We start from the raw sequence: 16,481 nt of genomic DNA on the forward strand, positions 1-16,481 counted from the left end.
AAAATTGTATCATGTTTTAAAGTGATAGAATATTAAATTTTAGAAAAGAAAAACCTTAGCAAATTTTGCTAAGGCTCTATTCAACACCAATAATGAAACTATAAACTGGTTGATTTCCTTTTTGAGTATCTACTTCAACATCAAATGTTGATGCAATATAATCTTCTACTTGACTTACTTCATCATCGCTCACATCTTCACCAACTAGTAATGTGATAATCTCACTATCACCATCAATCATTTTATCAAGTAATCTAAATGTAGATTCAAGTTTATCTTTTGTTGCGATAACAATATCCTTTTCAAAGATTCCCATGTAATCTCCTTCAGAAATTGCTAATCCTTCAAATGTTGTATCCTTAATTGCATAGGTAACTTGACCTGTTTTCACATGAGCAATTGCAGCTTCCATTTCAGCAAGATTGTCTTCAATTTCTGTTTCAGGATTGAACATAATACATGCAGATAATCCTTGAGGAATTGATTTTGTAGCAAGTACATGAATATTTTCATTTTCTAACACATCTTTTGCTTGTTGTGCTGCTAAGATAATATTTGAGTTATTTGGTAAGATGAAAATATGTTCTGCATTCAATTCTCTAATTGCGGCAACAAAATCTTCTGTTGAAGGATTCATTGTTTGTCCACCAGAAATTACTTTATCAACACGATATTCTTCAAATAGTGCTTTTAATCCATCACCTGCAGCAACTGCAATAATTGCATATTTCTTCTTTTCATTAGAAACTGGAGCTTTTGCTGGTGACTCAGCACCTTGTGTAATTGTGTTGTGTTGTTCTTGCATATTTTCAATTTTCAACTTAACAAATTCACCATAACGTTGTGCTAAATTCAATGCATCTCCTGGTGTTAATGTATGCACATGAACTTTAACAATTTCTTCATCTTGAACAACCACAATTGACTCACCAAGTTGTGCTAATGATTTTCTTAATTTTTCTTCTTTAAATGTTTTTAAACTTTCATTATTTAAACGAACAATAAATTCCGTGCAATAGCCAAAACCTTCGTTTTCCATTTCCATTGCAGCTGTATTTTGAACAGTACCTGTTTCTTCACTTGCAGCAATTGGATTACCTTCTAGTGCTGCTTTAAAACCTTCAAGTACAAGCAATAATCCTGCTCCACCACTATCAACAACACCCACCTCTTTTAATACAGGTAATAATTCTGGTGTTGAATCCAATGATTTTTTAGCTTCATTGCATAAAACAGTTAAGTATTCTAGAGGAGTACTTTCTGGATTCTCGTTTGCATATATTTGAGCCATTTCACTACTTTCGCGAATAACAGTTAAAATTGTACCTTCAACTGGACGCATAACCGCTTTATATGCAACACGACTTCCATTCATAAATGCTTCTGCAAGATCAATTGCAGTTACTTCTTGTTTAGAATCAATTCCTTGATAGAAACCTCTAAAGATTTGAGATAAGATTACCCCCGAGTTACCACGAGCACCCATTAATAATCCCTTTGATAGTGTTTTAGCGACAACTGATAAATCATCATTACCAGCTTGCATTACCTCTTTTACCCCATTAGTAAAGGTCATCGACATGTTTGTTCCAGTATCTCCATCAGGTACAGGAAATACATTCAGCGCATCAATTTCAGCGTGCTTATTGTTTAAATTGTTGGCTCCACTTTGAAGCATGTCTTTCAACATTATTCCGTTAATTGTATTCATGCTGTCCTCCGTTAGCCTATTACACGTACACCTTGAACATAGACATTTACAGCACTTAGCTCTAATTGAAGTGTCTTTTCAAGAACATATTTCACTTTCTTTTGTACTTCAGACACGACTTCCGATATTTTAACACCGTATCCTAATATTACATATACATCTAATTCCAATCCATTGTCCGTCTTACGCACAACGATTCCCTTAGAGAAATTTTCAATCTTTAATAATTCAGCCCAACCATCACGTAGGAACTTTCTCGAAGCCATTCCAACGACTCCATAACATTCCGTAACAACTCCACCTGTTAGTGAAGCAATTGCTTCTTCAGAAATATTAATATTCCCAAGATTTGTTACCTTTTCAATAGACATAGTATCTCCTCCTAGCCTTACAATATTATACCAAAAACCTACTAATTATCAAATTTTACGCTAGTTTTTTGTATATTTTTCGCTACTTTTTGACTATTTAACATATTTTATACAAATTTAATTCTTTTCTAACATCTAGTTATAAGTAATATTTCACTTTTTATTTGCTTCTTTGATTTCTTTCATAATCTGTTTTGTTACTTCAATTACATATTTTGTGTCTTTATTTACAAAGACATAAATATAGGCAAACAGGATTGCGATAACCAATACAATTTCAAGAATACACATAAAAATACCCAGTGAATTCAACCTATTTAAATATGTTGTAAAAATTACAATTACCCCAACTGCACCAATTGAATTCATAATCAAAAAGAAAATCATGAATGTTTTATAACCTGTACTTAGAGCTAAAATTGCAAGTGTTCGCATTAATATCGAATACATTAATTGCAAGCTCATTGGAATTTTACCTAATATTATTGATAAACCATAAAATAGTACTAAAATGATTAATAACCCTATTTGTATGTGTTTAATCACCTTTAATCCTTTTTGAAATAAAACATCATCTTTAATCTCTGGTTTTACCTTTGCAAGTGAATTAAACATTGATAATTTCCTCCTCTTTTCTAATTTCATAGATAGATAATTTTGAAATATCAAAGTGTTTTAATGGATCCATAAATCGAAAGAATTTCTTTATTAAAATTTCTATTCCTAAACAAATGAAGTATAGAATATACAAGGCTATTACACCCGTAAATCCATATGTCATTGCTTCAGATAATGGTGTTAACACAACAATTATTGCAACGATAATTAAGCAAAACAAAATCATAATCACTCTTTTAAATAATTTGGTTTGCGGTGACTTTAAAAAATAAATTATGTTTGCAACAGCTACTCCAACTAGAATAATTGCTGAAAATGGATTCATCGATAATGCATAAAAGAAACACGGAATATAGAGTAACGATATAATAATCAAAGAAATTGGATATTTTGGCATACTTATTCTATTTGCATCTCTTTTTGTATACTCAATCGTTTTATCTATATAAGACACATCACGATGAATTAGTAAAAAGAAACATAGCAAACAATAAAATGCCATCAAAATTATTTCATAAATATATATTTGATAAAATGGTGTTCCTTTTACTGCATTATAAATATCATAATACTGAAAATTTAATACAAAAATAATAACATTAAAAACAAGAACACCCACCATTACACTTCTTTTTCCTGTAAATAAAAGCGCAATGTATATCAAGCGTAAAGCTAAAGAAGTATAGGTTGTATACAAAACAAATATATTTAAGTACTTGGAAAGATAAACACAATATCCGATTGTTAATAACAGTAAAATAATTTGTACTAAATAGATTGTTTTCTTACCTCTTTGATATTGCTGATCTGTCAGCAAAACTGGATAGTTCTTGATTAGTTTATTCATACTTATTCCCCACTATTATTAAGATAAGCTTCATAATCATCTTCTTGTCCCATTGGAATTAAAATCTTGTTTCCATTACCATCGAGAATGAACTCTCCTTGGTCATTTGTAAAATATTTCTTTTCTACTGGATCTCCATATTGATTTACAACGATATTTCCTAATTCATCAATCCAGTATTCTTTTTCTTCTGCAACTAGATTCCATGGACAAGTCGATGTAAATGCAACCTTTAAACTATCATCAGAATAAATGCATAATCCACTCTCTGTAAAATCTGATGCGATTTCATTATAAGAATTCACTGTTGATAAAGAGTAATAACTTGCGAAGAAATTATTACCATCCCTCATAAATAATCTTAATGTATTTTCATCATATGACATCGGATATTGTGATACTTCTGATATTGATTCAATGATACTTCGATCAACTTTTTGGAATGCCTTAGCAATTCGTTCTAACTGTTCTTCTGTTTCAAAGCCATCAATATAAGGAACCTTTGCAATGATATCCAAGTATTCACTTTTTAATTCAACTGCTTTTCCTGATGTTAATAAGATTTCACCTACATCCAAATAGCGATATCCAAAAGGTGTTTCCTCTTCAATTGTGATTTCAATTACTCCTTGATCTTTATGTTTAACAGTCGCATTTTTAATTAGTTCCGATTCTTCGAGTTTCTTTTCTACAAAGTAATCAATAACCAAGTAATAGCGATTTTCTAACGTTAATCCTGATAATTCTTTAATATAATCTTTATCTAAATAATAATTATTCTTAATTGAAATTGATTTTACTTTTGATACTGGAGAAAAATAATAACCTACTGCAATAACGATAAGACCTAAACATACAGCCAGTATAAAAAGAAGAGGTTGAGCTTTTCTAAAACTAAAATCAGCTTTTATTCTCTTCCGACGATCAAAGACTTCATCAACAGCACTTTTTTCTTCTTTGATAGGTTCAATTTTTTGTTTCCTTTTTAATCCCAATTAAATTTCTCCACTTCCATGATTAATTCGCGACCAAGTTTTTCTTTTGCTTCTTTTTTGATTTCACAAACTAATTCGTAAAATTCAGTTGCTGTTGCATGATCAGCATTCACAATAAAATTAGCATGTTTATCTGATACAAACGCACCACCCTTTTTCTTACCACGATATCCTAATTCTTCTATAATTTGCCACGCAAACTTATCTTCTGGATTTTTAAAAATACTTCCTGCAGATGGGTATTCTAATGGTTGTGTTTGTAGACGTCTTTCTCTACGATTATCCATTAACTCCCGAATCTCATCTTCATTACCTTTTTTAAGACGCATTTTAACCGCAACAATAATCCAATCTGGATGACTATGGAAAATAGAATGACGATATTCAAATTTGCATTCTTCTTTACTTAACCATTCAAACTTATCATCACGAAATACAAAAACTTCTTCAATGATATTTGACATATTGCTTTTGTAGGCACCCGCATTCATAAAGGTAACACCACCTACTGATCCTGGTATTCCACTTGCGAATTCTAGACCCGATAAACCATGTTTCATCGCATCATAAGCAATTGAAATAATTGAAGCTCCTGCTTGTGCAGTACATACTTCATCATCAAAATAGAAATCATCAAAAGTACGATCTAAACGAATGATAATTCCTTCAAATGTTTTATCTGAACAAAGAATATTGCTTCCCTTCCCTAATACTTTATAAGGAATATTAAATTCTTTAATTGTTCTCATTAATTCATTTAATTCTAAGCTTGTTCTTGGATAAACCACATATTTTGCAATTCCTCCAAGACGCAGTGTTGTCATTGTAGATAGTGGTATATCACATTCTACATCACAATATTTAACTAATTCATCAATTAATTCATTACTCATTACGATCACCTACTAAATCTTTTATCCATTCCATCATATCATGACTTGCATTAGGTTTCCCTAGCTCTTTTGCATGAAGTGACATTTCCTTTTGTAAAGCTTCATTTGATAAAATTTCATCAATTTTTTCCACTAAATTTTCTGCCGTTAAATCTTTTTCCTCAATCATGATTGCTGCATTTTTATTTTGTAATGCCAACGCATTCATAACTTGATGATTATTTGGAACATATGGACTAGGAATAATAATTGATGGTAATCCTAGTGCAGTAATTTCTGCAGAGGTTGTTGCTCCACCACGAACTACAACAAGACTGGCAAGACACATCACCTCAATACCTTCAATGTAAGGTACAATATGAACATGCCCAGTACTCTTGCATGATTCAATAAACTCATCATATCCTTTTTTGCCTGTAACAACTAAGGCTTGATAATTTTTACCATCCATTCGTTTGCTAGCTTGTTTTAATACTTTGTTGACGCTCTCAGAGCCTAAAGACCCCATAACAATCACGACCAAAGGAAGATTATCTACCAATCCATATTTTTTAAGAATGGTTTTATCTTGAATCATCTTTGCTGCTTCACTTGCTCTAGGGTTTCCTAAAATTCTTGTCTTTTGACTTGGAAATTGACTTAAGTTTTCTTCATAGCATCCTACAACTGCATCGGCAGATTTCGCAAGCATTTTATTTGCTTTACCCGCATATGAATTTTGCTCATGCAACATAACAGGTATACCCAATGATTTTGCAGCCCAACATACAGGAACACTAATATAATTACCAAAACCAATTACAATATCTGGTTTAGCTGTTTCTAGAATTGTTTTACATTTTTTCTCAGCTTTTTTTAATAAATAAAAAGCCTTTATTTTAGAAAGTATTGAGCCATTCATGCCAATGACATCAATTCCTTGATACTTATATCCAGCATTAGGAATTTCTGTAGCTTCCATTCGATTTGTAGAACCAATGAACAGAAACTCAGCAGAAGGATCTTCTTCTTTTATTGCCTTCGCTAAAGATAAAGCAGGATAAATATGACCTCCTGTACCTCCAGTTGCAATTACGATACGCACAAATAACCAACTCCTTCAACCTATTATAGCATGCTCACTCTGTCTATTGAAGAAAAAAAGTCCGTTTTCACTAACCATAGATTAGTTCAAACTAGACTTATCTTTTACGATTTTAGGATAATATTTATTGGATAAAATCCATGTAATGGGCGGATTTACAATAATTAATAGGAAAATTGTAAGTATTGGCAAAACTGCTCCTTTTATTTGTAATAGCGTGAATGCAAAACTAAATAGTGCATTTTCTAAAACAAATAGAAGTAAATAGATAAAAAAGCAAGTAAAAAAGAAGATAATTTTTTGTTTCATTAATATTTAATCTTATTGTGAATCAATTTACCTATAATCTTGATTCCCTTTTCTTCAATTTCTTCCTTTGAAAATACCATTGGCTTATAATCATCATTCTCCGGTTGAAGAATCATTTCATCTTTTTTAAAGAAAACACGTTTCAATGTAACTTCGTTATTCTCCAATAAAACTACTGCAATTTCACCATTTTCTACACTGTCTTGTCGACGAATGTATACGCAATCTCCCTCCATGATACGAACATTCTTCATGGAATCCCCTACTACATTCAAATAAAAATATTCACGTAGTTCATCATTTCCTGCAACATACTCATACCCAGAAATATTTTCTTCTGCAAATAAACCCAATCCTGTCTTAACAGTACCCAACACAGGTACAGGTTGCAATTCAACAATATCTCGCGATAAGTTTTTATTAATCATGTCTTCAATTGGCAATTCAAAAAAATTAGCTAATTTTTGAATCACTGGCATTGGTGGAATTGATGTTCCATCCTCCCATTTTTGAATGGTTGTAAATGACTTATAACCTAAAAATTTCGCAAGCTCATCTTGAGATGTTTTATAAATTCGACGTAATGCTCTTAAGTTCTCTCTAAAATACATATTTATCACCATCTTCATTTTATAAGACAATTTCAACTTTTTCAATGTTTATTTGAAAAATATTCAAGTTTCACTTGAACTTGATTAATTTTCAAGTAAAATGTAGGTGGAGGTGATGATGTGGAACGAATTATCCTACATTCTGACTTAAATTGTTTCTATGCCGCTGTTGAAATGTTATACAATCCTGAATACAGAACTGTACCTATTGCTGTATGTGGTGACATTGAAGAAAGACATGGTATTATCCTTACTAAAAATGCTTTAGCCAAAGAATGCAACATCAAAACTGGTGAAGCTATCTGGCAAGCCAAACAAAAATGTCCTAATTTAATCTGTGTAAAAGCAAACTTTTCTCTTTATTTACGTTACGCAATGAAAGTAAAGAAAATATACCTCGATTATACCGATTATGTAGAATCTTTTGGTATTGATGAATCCTGGCTAGATATCAGTGATTGTCATCATCTATACCCCTCTGCAATAGAATTAGCTAACACCATCAAAAATCGAATCAAATTCGAACTTGGTTTAACTGTATCCATTGGCATTAGTTACAACAAAGTCTATTCAAAATTAGCATCTGACGCAGCTGAAGTAGATAGCATTTATACTATCTACAAAGAAGAACGTGAACAAAAAGTATTTCCCCTATCAATTAGAGATTTGCTTTTTATTGGACATTCAAACGCTAAGAAATTAAAGATGTATGGTATTTACACTATTGGTGATCTTGCAATGACATCTGTATCTACTTTAGAACACATCTTTGGTAAAGTTGGTCTTACCTTACATGCTTTCGCAAATGGTTATGAGACCTCTCTAGTAGCTCATCATACCACTAGTGGTTCCTTGAAGTCTATTGGAAATAGTACTACCTGCCCTAAAGATCTAACTACCCTTGAAGAAGTGAAAATTATTTTTACGATTCTATCAGAAAGTGTTTGTGCTAGAGCCCGTGAGCAAGGTTTTTATGGCAAAACAGTTACAATATCAATTCGTGATCATCAACTTGTAACAGTAACTCGCCAAATGCAATGTGAAATACCTACTGATTGTACTGATATTGTCGTAAAACATGCACTTTGTCTTTTTGAAAAACACTATTCATTTTCTAATCCAATAAGAAGTCTTGGTGTCCGTTTGTCCAACTTTACAAAAACTGCCCCTACCAAACAAATTTCTTTCTTTGATAAGAAAAAAGATTTAACTGTTAAACAATTAGAACTCGCTTTTGATGAAATACGAAATCGCTTTGGTCATTTCAAAATCCAACGAGGTTGTGTTCTACAAGATGCTGATCTCAACCGACTAGATCCAAAATCAGATCATGTTATCTTTCCAGAAAGTTATTTTAAATAAAAGGAGACCCGCTTATGAACCGCTGTTATGTTGAAGTTCTTTGTAGGCATACCCTACAAGGAGAAATTCGACCTGTATCCATTATTTGGAATAATGGAGTCGAATATAAAATTGATCGCATATTGCAATGTTGCCCCGCTGCATCCTTAAAATCCGGAGGTGCTGGAATGCGTTATACTTGTTTATTTAACCAAGAATGTAGATACTTATTTCATGATCATGATAAATGGTTTATAGAAAAGAGGTAGCCCTATGTGTGGACGTTATTTATTCTCAGATGGAAAAAATCCAACACTACTAAAAATCAAAAAATATTATCAAGAAAAACTCTCCTTTGATTTATACAATCAAATTAGTTTTGAAGAAGTATTCCCTAGTCAAAAAACAGTAGTATTCCTCATGGATGATGAAAACAAACTTCATCCAACAATTATGAAATGGGGAATCACATTAAATAAAAAACAAGTAATTAATCTTAGAGATGAAAATAAAATCGCTTCCCGATACAAACCTTGTATCATTTTAGCGAGTGGATATTATGAATGGCAAAAAAGCACAAAACAAAAGCATTTCTTCACTACCAGTACTGGTATGATTTGTTTAGCTGGTTGTTATAATGATGAAAATGAATTTGCGATTATTACAGAAGAAGCAAATGATGACTTATCTAAAATTCATTCCCGAGTACCCTTTACCTTATCACAAGAAGATTTCAATGATTACTTCAAACGTGATATTGTCTATTCAAATCAATACAAGATTATTGATAAAACCAATTAGCTATTATAATCCATCACAAATAGAAAAAGTAAAGCGTTGACTAATCTCAACGCTTTACCTATATATTGGACAAAATCTATCCTGGATAGATTTTTGGGTACAAATTGAATAATACTTTCATTTATGTTTATTTAATTAATTTCAAACTATTATTTTGATAATATGAATTACTAATAAAGCCATAGAAATTTATATCAGAAATTCGATATTTAAAATATATTTCATCTTTATTTTGTTTATAATTTATTTTCAATTTTTCATCTTCCATTAAATCCACTAAACTATTAAAATCATATTCTAAGAAAATTGCTTCTTTCTTAGATATTTCTATCGCATACATAAGACTTCCATCAAAAATTGGAAATAATGCACTTTTATTCATTTCCATCATAGATGTATACATCCACGCATTTTCTATACTATCAATTTCTTCAAAATCTTCGAATCTTTGATTAAACAAATCGATTGTTTGCTGTTTTGGATTATCTAGTAAAAACACAGCGACACCACATAGGATTAACTTAAAAACTAAATACTTATCATTTTTTATAGATAGTAAATAATTCGCGAAAACAATACACATCATGAACATCATAAACCAAAACAAGAAATTCAGAGTGAAATTATAAAACTTAATTTGCATCATAATGTTAGTTGTATAGATAAATAGGAACCCTAATAATAAAGAATAAATGTTTTTTTTCATTTTTGATTACATTGCTCCTGATTGGTACGGATAACTAGTAGTTAATGCTCTACAAGCTGCAGGATAACCATAATTACTTGGATCGCCTACCCAAAAATATGATTTTTTTGTAATTGTGGAACCAGTTTGTGTTCCTTTGCTCCAAGAACTTCCATCATATATGGCTTTAAATAATTTAATATCAGTTTTACTTGTCAAAATTGAACATTGGGAGTACGTAGCCATGCTATAGGATATATATACATATTGCGGCGAGTTAAGTGAATCAACTATCAACGATCCCCAAGAAGTTATTAATCCTGGCCACACCCCTATTGCAGAAGCAGCTAGTGCTACTGCTGTCGCAGGGCTATTGGTATAGTTCAAATTAACTAAAACCGGTAACAGTTGTGTATAGGAACTCCATGTAGATCTAGGTTGAATAAGTTCTCTTTCTATTTCTCGAGTATCAATTTTATTAATTATAATTAAGTCCCCATTAACTTTTTCATAAATATAGTCATTATATTTATAGAATTCATTAATCCCCTCTTTTCCTTCCACCGTAAATAACAACCCCTCTTCAACATTAAGATAATATATAAGTATCTCTTCTCCAATTTGAATTACTTCTTTGGTTTTTTTCTCTTTTCCCACTATTTTTTCTTGTCCTTGTTCTGCAAGTAAATTTAATGGCATAATAAAACTAGCAATAAGCATTGATGATAAAACTAAGCAGATAATTTTTTTCATATTAGCTTCCTCCTCATTTTTATTAAATTTAATCGCTAAATCTTTCTATTGATTAAATACATAAAGAATTTTTTACTTTCGAATCAAGTGGCTCTTGCAGTATTAGATTTTGTGTAACTTCAATCAATCATAAACCATACTTTATTGTCTCTCATATAATCAAAAACTTCTGTATAATTATTATTTAAATATTCATCTTTTGTATTTAAACAAAATTGTTCTGTAATGATATTATTGTCACCATCATAAATTATATAGTTTTCATAATTATCGCCATAAAACTCTGATCATTTACAATCGTATTATTATCTAATATTAAAATTAGTTTTTTCCTTTGCAAACGTTTTAAATACAGACAGTAGCCCAAAATAGAATTCTAAAATACTCACTATTGATATTTACCAATGATAATACAAGTACTAATATTCCAACAATTGCATTAAAATTATACTCTATCGATGTCTTCTTCACAAAGAAATTTTTTGTGTTTTTCACACTATCTTTCAGAGCTAGTTTAAAATATTAAAATCATATACTTTGCGAATTCTAGTTAAAAATTTTCTATTGTTACACAATTCTACTAGGTAAGGTTCTCTTTTTTTATAACTGAATTCCTAACTGCTTGTGTTTACACATAATATTCATACTATATCTTTCTTCTCAATAAATTTAATAGAAGTCAATATAGTAATAATTCCTAAAACAATGAGAAATACCAATAATATATCATAAATGAAAAGTGATGTTTCCTTAAAAAATAAATCGAATTCACTTTTGAATGTAATTGAATTTACAGATATACCAGAAACATAAATCGCTACACCGATTAGTGTTCTCATTGATACTTGGATTAAAATGGCGATTGTTGATATACATATTCCCATTTTAAATAATTCTATATTTTTTATTTTCATTTATTAACTAAAATCTAATTACCATTAGTAATTGTATTTAACATCCTGCGTAAGACCGACAAGAACCTTTGCCGTTCCGGAATCTTCATATGTTCCAAAAAGATGTCTATCATACGAATAATTTTGATATTTAGAGAAATATGTAATTGTACATGATCTAACTGTTTTATTTGCGTAAGTTTTTGAATAAGTTATAGATGAACTAGTAGATAGACCAATTGTAGTGTTAATGTTTTTCGCTACTTCATAAGACCAACCTACGGTCATTGTACTCTCATCTGTTCTACTTACATAAAATCGCTTGGATCCACCTGCTGCAACATCATCGCTCGATACAACAATATTATAGTCCGTAAATTGTGAAGTAGCTTTTATGTTTTTATTAGAATCTTCCGCATATGTAACTGTTGGAGTTAGAATTCTAGTAAATAAAAGTGTAGATAGTATAATTCTTGTAATCTTTTTCATTAAAATTTCCTCCTTTTAATGAAAATTTTTTTTGATTCTATTAGAATATTATAATGGCTAAGATTAATTTTTATAATCTGAATGTTTTACATATATGTTAATAAAACTGGGTTACCAATGAAATAAAATTACAATAGGCTATGCTCTTTTTTATTTTCATTCTTTTAAGAATTAATTGGATACTGTAAATAACTATTTAAATCAACATTTTATTCATATAACAACAAAGCATGATTCGCAATAATATAAGAAATCTATACGCTATTGAACTATTAGCTTGTAAACATCGTATTGCTAAATACATCCAAAATGCATTGCATAGTGCAAATAACCAAGTCATCTATAGTTCCTCATCAATCAAAGTTAATTGTAAATAACTTACATACAACAAATTCAAAGTTCTACGATTATCGATAATCTCAAAATCTACTTTTTACAGAACTGCTCATAAGATCAGCTAGGTTTGTGGGAACATATTCAGAGTTCTTATCTTGGAAGACAATAGAATTATTTTTTGTCTGCAAGAAATTCAATATTTTTTGTGCTACATCATTATCTAGTACAGGAATCAAGATTTCTTGGAGATTTGATTTAATATAAATCTTGTGGTTTCCCTTATATCCTGGACGTGTAATTTCAAACACATTTGAGTCATGTCTTGCAATTACAATATCTTTGTATTCAATAGCAACATACTTCTTAAAGCTATATGCTAAAACTACATTTTCAAAGAACAATGCATTCTCAAATGTTTTGTAACTATCATCGACTAAATTACTTACACTCATCATAAATTTATTTAATCTATTCAATTTAATAAGGAATAATATAACAATAATAAGTTCAAAACAAATAGTAGCCCAAAATAGAATTTTGAAATACTCACTATTGATATTTGCCAATGATAATACAAGTACTAATATTCCAACAATTGCACTAAAACTATATTCTATTGCTGACTTTTTTACAAAGAAATTTTTTATGTTTTTCATACTATCCTCCGCAGTTAGTTTAAAATATTAAAAACCTATACCTATTGCATTAACACCACTAGATAATACAGATAGAGTGGCATTCCCACTACTTGATGGAGTAACCTTTAATTGAAGATATGCTGAATAACTATACGCATCTTTATTAGCTGTATAACTATAAAATCCATAAGCACTAGAAGTTTTATTATTTCTAATACTAGAGGTTTTATCAATTCCTCCCCAACCTCCAGTAAATTCTGCTTTTACAGAAGATATTACAAATTTAGAATCATCCATACTCCAAGAAATTGTATTATCACAAGTTATCACGGTTCCGTGTCCTGTTGCAGAATATGAATATGATAACCTCTTTGTATAAGTTGTTGCTCTAGTCATACTTGAATTTTCAATTTCAATTGTACCAACTATATTTGCTTTTGGGTCATACCCTTGTGCATATAATTGAGTACGCAATTCACCTGCAAATTCTGGAAATTCATTAGGAACAAGTTCGAGAACAAATGCTGGATCCCATAATAAGTTTCCCTTTTCAAATTCATTCATTTTTTCAACTATTTGATTTCTTACTATCGCTTTTATCTCTTTATAAGTTAAGTTTGAAATATCCGATTGAGTTTTTATATTTGTTTCATTATCATTCAATTCAGAATACATACCATATGACAGTAATTTTTGTTTCAATACATCTTCATTATCTTCAGCAAAAACATTAGGTGTGATAAAAGTAAAAATTAACAATATGCTTAGTAACAACTTTATTTTTTTCATTTTTCTTCTCCTTTTTCATATTTCTTAGTAACAATTCTAGATATTTTAATATATTTACTTAATATTTTTCTGGTTGATACCAACCAAATGCTGACATAGTTCCATTTCCTACAACTGCAACAAACATCAACACAGTACCAAGAAAGTTTAAAATTTTCTTTTTCATACTCTGCCTCCTTTCTATTTTCTTCATCATTATCATATATAAATAAATCAAAGATACGCAATGGGTTTGGTTCGAATAGGCAAATTCTTGGTTTGAATAGATATATATAAGTTTAGTTAATCAAAAAAAAAAAAAAAAAAAAACTAAACCATACTCACCTTTTATAATCTAAATATATTGAAGCAGGATAAAATACTCTTAGATAAGGCAAAGAATCTAATATCTAAGAGTATCGATTGTTCAATAGACTATCATTTACTATGCTTCACTTTTACTTTTATTTCATGTGCGCAAGATATTGAGTTCTTTTAATCATTAATAATATTTTTACATGAAGAATAATTTTTTTGTTTAATAGTATTTATCTTTACCACTTAATCGAAGATAATGCTGTATAATAGATAATTACTTCACGTGACTATTAGCAACTTATAAAGTTTGGTTGAGAATGAGATTTTTGAATTGCTTGCATTCATTATAAAGTTTTTGATAATCTCCTTTCATAATGATTCTACCTTCTGAAAACAATATAATTTCATCAAATTGCATCATGACTTCCTTATCAATTCTATGAGTTACAATAACTATCGTTTTATCCAGTTTTAGAATACGTTGTTCTATCATACTAGATGAAATTCTATCTAACGCTGAAGTTGGTTCATCCATAATGATAACATTAGAATCTCTAAGTATAGCTCTCGCTAATAAAATACGTTGTTTTTCTCCACCAGACAACTTATTAGAATCAATGTGTGAAGTTAAAGACAATTTTCTTTTTTTCATAATATCAAGAAAACCCGTTATATCAAGGACTTTTTCAACATCAACCCAATTATATTCATCACTCAACAATGTAACATTATCAAAGATGCTTCCTTCAAATATAAAATCACTTTGAAGAACAAAACTTACTTGATTTCTAAATGAACTTAGATTAATATTTTTGGAATTAATCGTTGAAATAGTATAATCACCTTTGCAATCTTCACAAGGATTCAAAAGCAAATGCAAAGTTGTAGATTTTCCAGAACCACTTTCTCCAACAATGGCATATTTTTTATTTTTATATATTTCTAGATTTACATCCTTAATCGAGAACTCAGAATTTTCTTTGTGAAATGATACATTTTTCAAACTAAATACTGATTCGTTAAGCGATGTAACTAAAACTTCATTATTTTTAAAATCTATGTTAATTAAGTAATTAAGTCTTTCTCTTATTTTCTTCGTTGATATAATTTTATTAATATCTTTAGCTATATTTGTAATAGGAAAAACAATATTATTAGACAATTGAATTGATGCAATAAGGATTCCAATTGTCAAATATCCATTTAATGTCATATATGTACCAATGATAAATAGTGATATAAACACAGAGTTACTGAATAACGATGATAACGCAGAATACTTGCTTAAAAAATTATTATAATCAATGTTTTGCTTTTCAGAATTATTGACTTTTTCCTCAGCTTTTTTATAAAACTGCTTATGAGCATTATATCCTCTTATAGTAAGCAATCCAGAGATAACATTTTTTATAAAATTCAATTCATTGATTTTTGTATTTGAAACATCCATTTTCATTTTTGAATTTCTTGTAGATATTATCTTTGTTATAATCAAAGGCATACTCGAAAGTATTACTGTGATTAGGAAAATAATTATTGAATAATTCATTAAAATGACAATAGACGATATGCTCACAATTAATCCTCTAGCAATATTTATAATGCTTTTTAAGTAATCATTTTCATAACTGATCATGTCATTCGTTAATATTGATAAATAGCTATCACTGCTATTATTATCTTCTCCATAAATTAAATTTTGAAGAATCTTACATTTCATGTCTTTAATACTTCTAAATATATATTCATTCTGGAGTAATTCAGCAATGTACTGTGATATAGAAAACCATACCAATAATATTATCGAGATAATTACAATTGATTTATATAATTCTAAATTTTTATATACTACACTATCAATTATTTTTTGTTGAATCACAGCAAAAAGCACCATATTAAATGAATCAAACATTGCGAATATAATAGTAATCACAAATAGTATTTTATTTTTCATATTTACCTCCAGATAATAGTTTAAATATATAAATAAGAATAAACTTCTAATTTGAAAACTATATAA

The 16,481-nt window shown here is 29.6% G+C and carries 20 protein-coding genes; 3 read left to right on the forward strand and 17 right to left on the reverse strand.

Going from position 1 to position 16,481, the window contains the following annotated elements; all coding sequences use genetic code 11:
- Positions 1-76 precede the first annotated feature (76 nt).
- From B5D14_RS11030 to B5D14_RS11065, 8 genes are all read right to left on the reverse strand, one after another.
- Positions 77-1,711, reverse strand: a complete 1,635-nt coding sequence (locus B5D14_RS11030; RefSeq protein WP_078712688.1) for a DAK2 domain-containing protein — start codon at positions 1,709-1,711, stop codon at positions 77-79.
- Positions 1,712-1,722: 11 nt separating this feature from the next.
- Positions 1,723-2,082: an Asp23/Gls24 family envelope stress response protein gene (locus B5D14_RS11035; RefSeq protein ID WP_078712689.1), complete on the reverse strand. Its 360-nt coding sequence runs from the start codon at positions 2,080-2,082 to the stop codon at positions 1,723-1,725.
- A 153-nt stretch (positions 2,083-2,235) separates the two neighbouring features.
- The gene (locus tag B5D14_RS11040; RefSeq protein ID WP_078712690.1) at positions 2,236-2,697 is read right to left on the reverse strand and encodes a hypothetical protein; all 462 of its coding nucleotides are present in this window, start codon (positions 2,695-2,697) and stop codon (positions 2,236-2,238) included.
- The gene (locus B5D14_RS11045) at positions 2,690-3,547 is read right to left on the reverse strand and encodes a hypothetical protein (protein ID WP_078712691.1); all 858 of its coding nucleotides are present in this window, start codon (positions 3,545-3,547) and stop codon (positions 2,690-2,692) included. Before B5D14_RS11045 ends, B5D14_RS11040 begins: the two co-directional genes overlap by 8 nt.
- A 2-nt stretch (positions 3,548-3,549) precedes the next feature.
- The gene (locus B5D14_RS11050) at positions 3,550-4,542 is read right to left on the reverse strand and encodes a cell division protein FtsQ/DivIB (RefSeq protein ID WP_078712692.1); all 993 of its coding nucleotides are present in this window, start codon (positions 4,540-4,542) and stop codon (positions 3,550-3,552) included.
- Complete coding sequence (gene murB, locus B5D14_RS11055; protein WP_078712693.1) at positions 4,533-5,435, reverse strand: UDP-N-acetylmuramate dehydrogenase; 903 nt, start codon at positions 5,433-5,435, stop codon at positions 4,533-4,535. Before murB ends, B5D14_RS11050 begins: the two co-directional genes overlap by 10 nt.
- Positions 5,428-6,519 (reverse strand): undecaprenyldiphospho-muramoylpentapeptide beta-N-acetylglucosaminyltransferase, encoded by a 1,092-nt coding sequence (murG, locus tag B5D14_RS11060; protein ID WP_078712694.1) that lies wholly within the window; start codon positions 6,517-6,519, stop codon positions 5,428-5,430. Before murG ends, murB begins: the two co-directional genes overlap by 8 nt.
- Before the next feature lie 308 nt (positions 6,520-6,827).
- Positions 6,828-7,439, reverse strand: a complete 612-nt coding sequence (locus B5D14_RS11065; protein ID WP_159443795.1) for a LexA family protein — start codon at positions 7,437-7,439, stop codon at positions 6,828-6,830.
- A gap of 120 nt (positions 7,440-7,559) precedes the next feature.
- Between B5D14_RS11065 and B5D14_RS11070 the strand changes: the two genes are divergently transcribed.
- The 3 genes from B5D14_RS11070 to B5D14_RS11080 are packed head-to-tail and all read left to right on the forward strand — an operon-like array spanning position 7,560 to position 9,581.
- Positions 7,560-8,801, forward strand: a complete 1,242-nt coding sequence (locus B5D14_RS11070; RefSeq protein ID WP_078712696.1) for a DNA polymerase Y family protein — start codon at positions 7,560-7,562, stop codon at positions 8,799-8,801.
- Between the two features lie 14 nt (positions 8,802-8,815).
- Positions 8,816-9,049: a hypothetical protein gene (locus B5D14_RS11075; protein ID WP_078712697.1), complete on the forward strand. Its 234-nt coding sequence runs from the start codon at positions 8,816-8,818 to the stop codon at positions 9,047-9,049.
- A 4-nt stretch (positions 9,050-9,053) separates the two neighbouring features.
- A complete protein-coding gene (locus B5D14_RS11080) occupies positions 9,054-9,581 on the forward strand; it encodes an SOS response-associated peptidase family protein (RefSeq protein WP_078712698.1) in 528 nt (175 codons plus the stop codon).
- 127 nt (positions 9,582-9,708) lie between these two features.
- Here B5D14_RS11080 and B5D14_RS11085 read toward each other — a convergent pair whose 3' ends face one another.
- From B5D14_RS11085 to B5D14_RS11120, 9 genes are all read right to left on the reverse strand, one after another.
- Positions 9,709-10,287: a hypothetical protein gene (locus tag B5D14_RS11085; protein WP_078712699.1), complete on the reverse strand. Its 579-nt coding sequence runs from the start codon at positions 10,285-10,287 to the stop codon at positions 9,709-9,711.
- 6 nt (positions 10,288-10,293) lie between these two features.
- Entirely contained in the window at positions 10,294-11,019 is a 726-nt protein-coding gene (locus B5D14_RS11090) for a hypothetical protein (RefSeq protein WP_078712700.1), read from the reverse strand.
- A gap of 345 nt (positions 11,020-11,364) precedes the next feature.
- The gene (locus tag B5D14_RS12175) at positions 11,365-11,514 is read right to left on the reverse strand and encodes a hypothetical protein (RefSeq protein ID WP_159443796.1); all 150 of its coding nucleotides are present in this window, start codon (positions 11,512-11,514) and stop codon (positions 11,365-11,367) included.
- A gap of 146 nt (positions 11,515-11,660) precedes the next feature.
- Positions 11,661-11,933, reverse strand: coding sequence for a hypothetical protein (locus tag B5D14_RS11095; protein ID WP_078712701.1), 273 nt, complete (start codon positions 11,931-11,933; stop codon positions 11,661-11,663).
- 24 nt (positions 11,934-11,957) lie between these two features.
- Positions 11,958-12,401: a hypothetical protein gene (locus tag B5D14_RS11100; RefSeq protein WP_078712702.1), complete on the reverse strand. Its 444-nt coding sequence runs from the start codon at positions 12,399-12,401 to the stop codon at positions 11,958-11,960.
- A gap of 419 nt (positions 12,402-12,820) precedes the next feature.
- Positions 12,821-13,393 (reverse strand): hypothetical protein, encoded by a 573-nt coding sequence (locus B5D14_RS11105; protein WP_078712703.1) that lies wholly within the window; start codon positions 13,391-13,393, stop codon positions 12,821-12,823.
- 27 nt (positions 13,394-13,420) lie between these two features.
- A complete protein-coding gene (locus B5D14_RS11110) occupies positions 13,421-14,164 on the reverse strand; it encodes a hypothetical protein (RefSeq protein ID WP_078712704.1) in 744 nt (247 codons plus the stop codon).
- Between the two features lie 58 nt (positions 14,165-14,222).
- Positions 14,223-14,330, reverse strand: a complete 108-nt coding sequence (locus B5D14_RS11115) for a cyclic lactone autoinducer peptide (protein WP_159443797.1) — start codon at positions 14,328-14,330, stop codon at positions 14,223-14,225.
- A 429-nt stretch (positions 14,331-14,759) separates the two neighbouring features.
- A complete protein-coding gene (locus B5D14_RS11120) occupies positions 14,760-16,415 on the reverse strand; it encodes an ATP-binding cassette domain-containing protein (protein WP_078712706.1) in 1,656 nt (551 codons plus the stop codon).
- Between the last annotated feature and the right edge of the window lie 66 nt (positions 16,416-16,481).

Origin of the sequence: Anaerorhabdus furcosa, from assembly GCF_900167375.1 — a bacterium.
GTDB classification, from domain to species: Bacteria; Bacillota_I; Bacilli_A; order Erysipelotrichales; family Erysipelotrichaceae; genus Anaerorhabdus; species Anaerorhabdus furcosa.

What these genes read in the sequence shown, in the direction of transcription:
- B5D14_RS11030 (WP_078712688.1), bottom strand. Translation starts at nt 1,711, where the DNA reads ATGAATACAATTAACGGAATAATGTTGAAAGACATGCTTCAAAGTGGA.
- B5D14_RS11035 (WP_078712689.1), bottom strand. Translation starts at nt 2,082, where the DNA reads ATGTCTATTGAAAAGGTAACAAATCTTGGGAATATTAATATTTCTGAA.
- B5D14_RS11040 (WP_078712690.1), bottom strand. Translation starts at nt 2,697, where the DNA reads ATGTTTAATTCACTTGCAAAGGTAAAACCAGAGATTAAAGATGATGTT.
- B5D14_RS11045 (WP_078712691.1), bottom strand. Translation starts at nt 3,547, where the DNA reads ATGAATAAACTAATCAAGAACTATCCAGTTTTGCTGACAGATCAGCAA.
- murB (WP_078712693.1), bottom strand. Translation starts at nt 5,435, where the DNA reads ATGAGTAATGAATTAATTGATGAATTAGTTAAATATTGTGATGTAGAA.
- B5D14_RS11065 (WP_159443795.1), bottom strand. Translation starts at nt 7,439, where the DNA reads ATGTATTTTAGAGAGAACTTAAGAGCATTACGTCGAATTTATAAAACA.
- B5D14_RS11075 (WP_078712697.1), top strand. Translation starts at nt 8,816, where the DNA reads ATGAACCGCTGTTATGTTGAAGTTCTTTGTAGGCATACCCTACAAGGA.
- B5D14_RS11080 (WP_078712698.1), top strand. Translation starts at nt 9,054, where the DNA reads ATGTGTGGACGTTATTTATTCTCAGATGGAAAAAATCCAACACTACTA.
- B5D14_RS11085 (WP_078712699.1), bottom strand. Translation starts at nt 10,287, where the DNA reads ATGAAAAAAAACATTTATTCTTTATTATTAGGGTTCCTATTTATCTAT.
- B5D14_RS11090 (WP_078712700.1), bottom strand. Translation starts at nt 11,019, where the DNA reads ATGAAAAAAATTATCTGCTTAGTTTTATCATCAATGCTTATTGCTAGT.
- B5D14_RS11095 (WP_078712701.1), bottom strand. Translation starts at nt 11,933, where the DNA reads ATGAAAATAAAAAATATAGAATTATTTAAAATGGGAATATGTATATCA.
- B5D14_RS11100 (WP_078712702.1), bottom strand. Translation starts at nt 12,401, where the DNA reads ATGAAAAAGATTACAAGAATTATACTATCTACACTTTTATTTACTAGA.
- B5D14_RS11105 (WP_078712703.1), bottom strand. Translation starts at nt 13,393, where the DNA reads ATGAAAAACATAAAAAATTTCTTTGTAAAAAAGTCAGCAATAGAATAT.
- B5D14_RS11110 (WP_078712704.1), bottom strand. Translation starts at nt 14,164, where the DNA reads ATGAAAAAAATAAAGTTGTTACTAAGCATATTGTTAATTTTTACTTTT.
- B5D14_RS11115 (WP_159443797.1), bottom strand. Translation starts at nt 14,330, where the DNA reads ATGAAAAAGAAAATTTTAAACTTTCTTGGTACTGTGTTGATGTTTGTT.
- B5D14_RS11120 (WP_078712706.1), bottom strand. Translation starts at nt 16,415, where the DNA reads ATGAAAAATAAAATACTATTTGTGATTACTATTATATTCGCAATGTTT.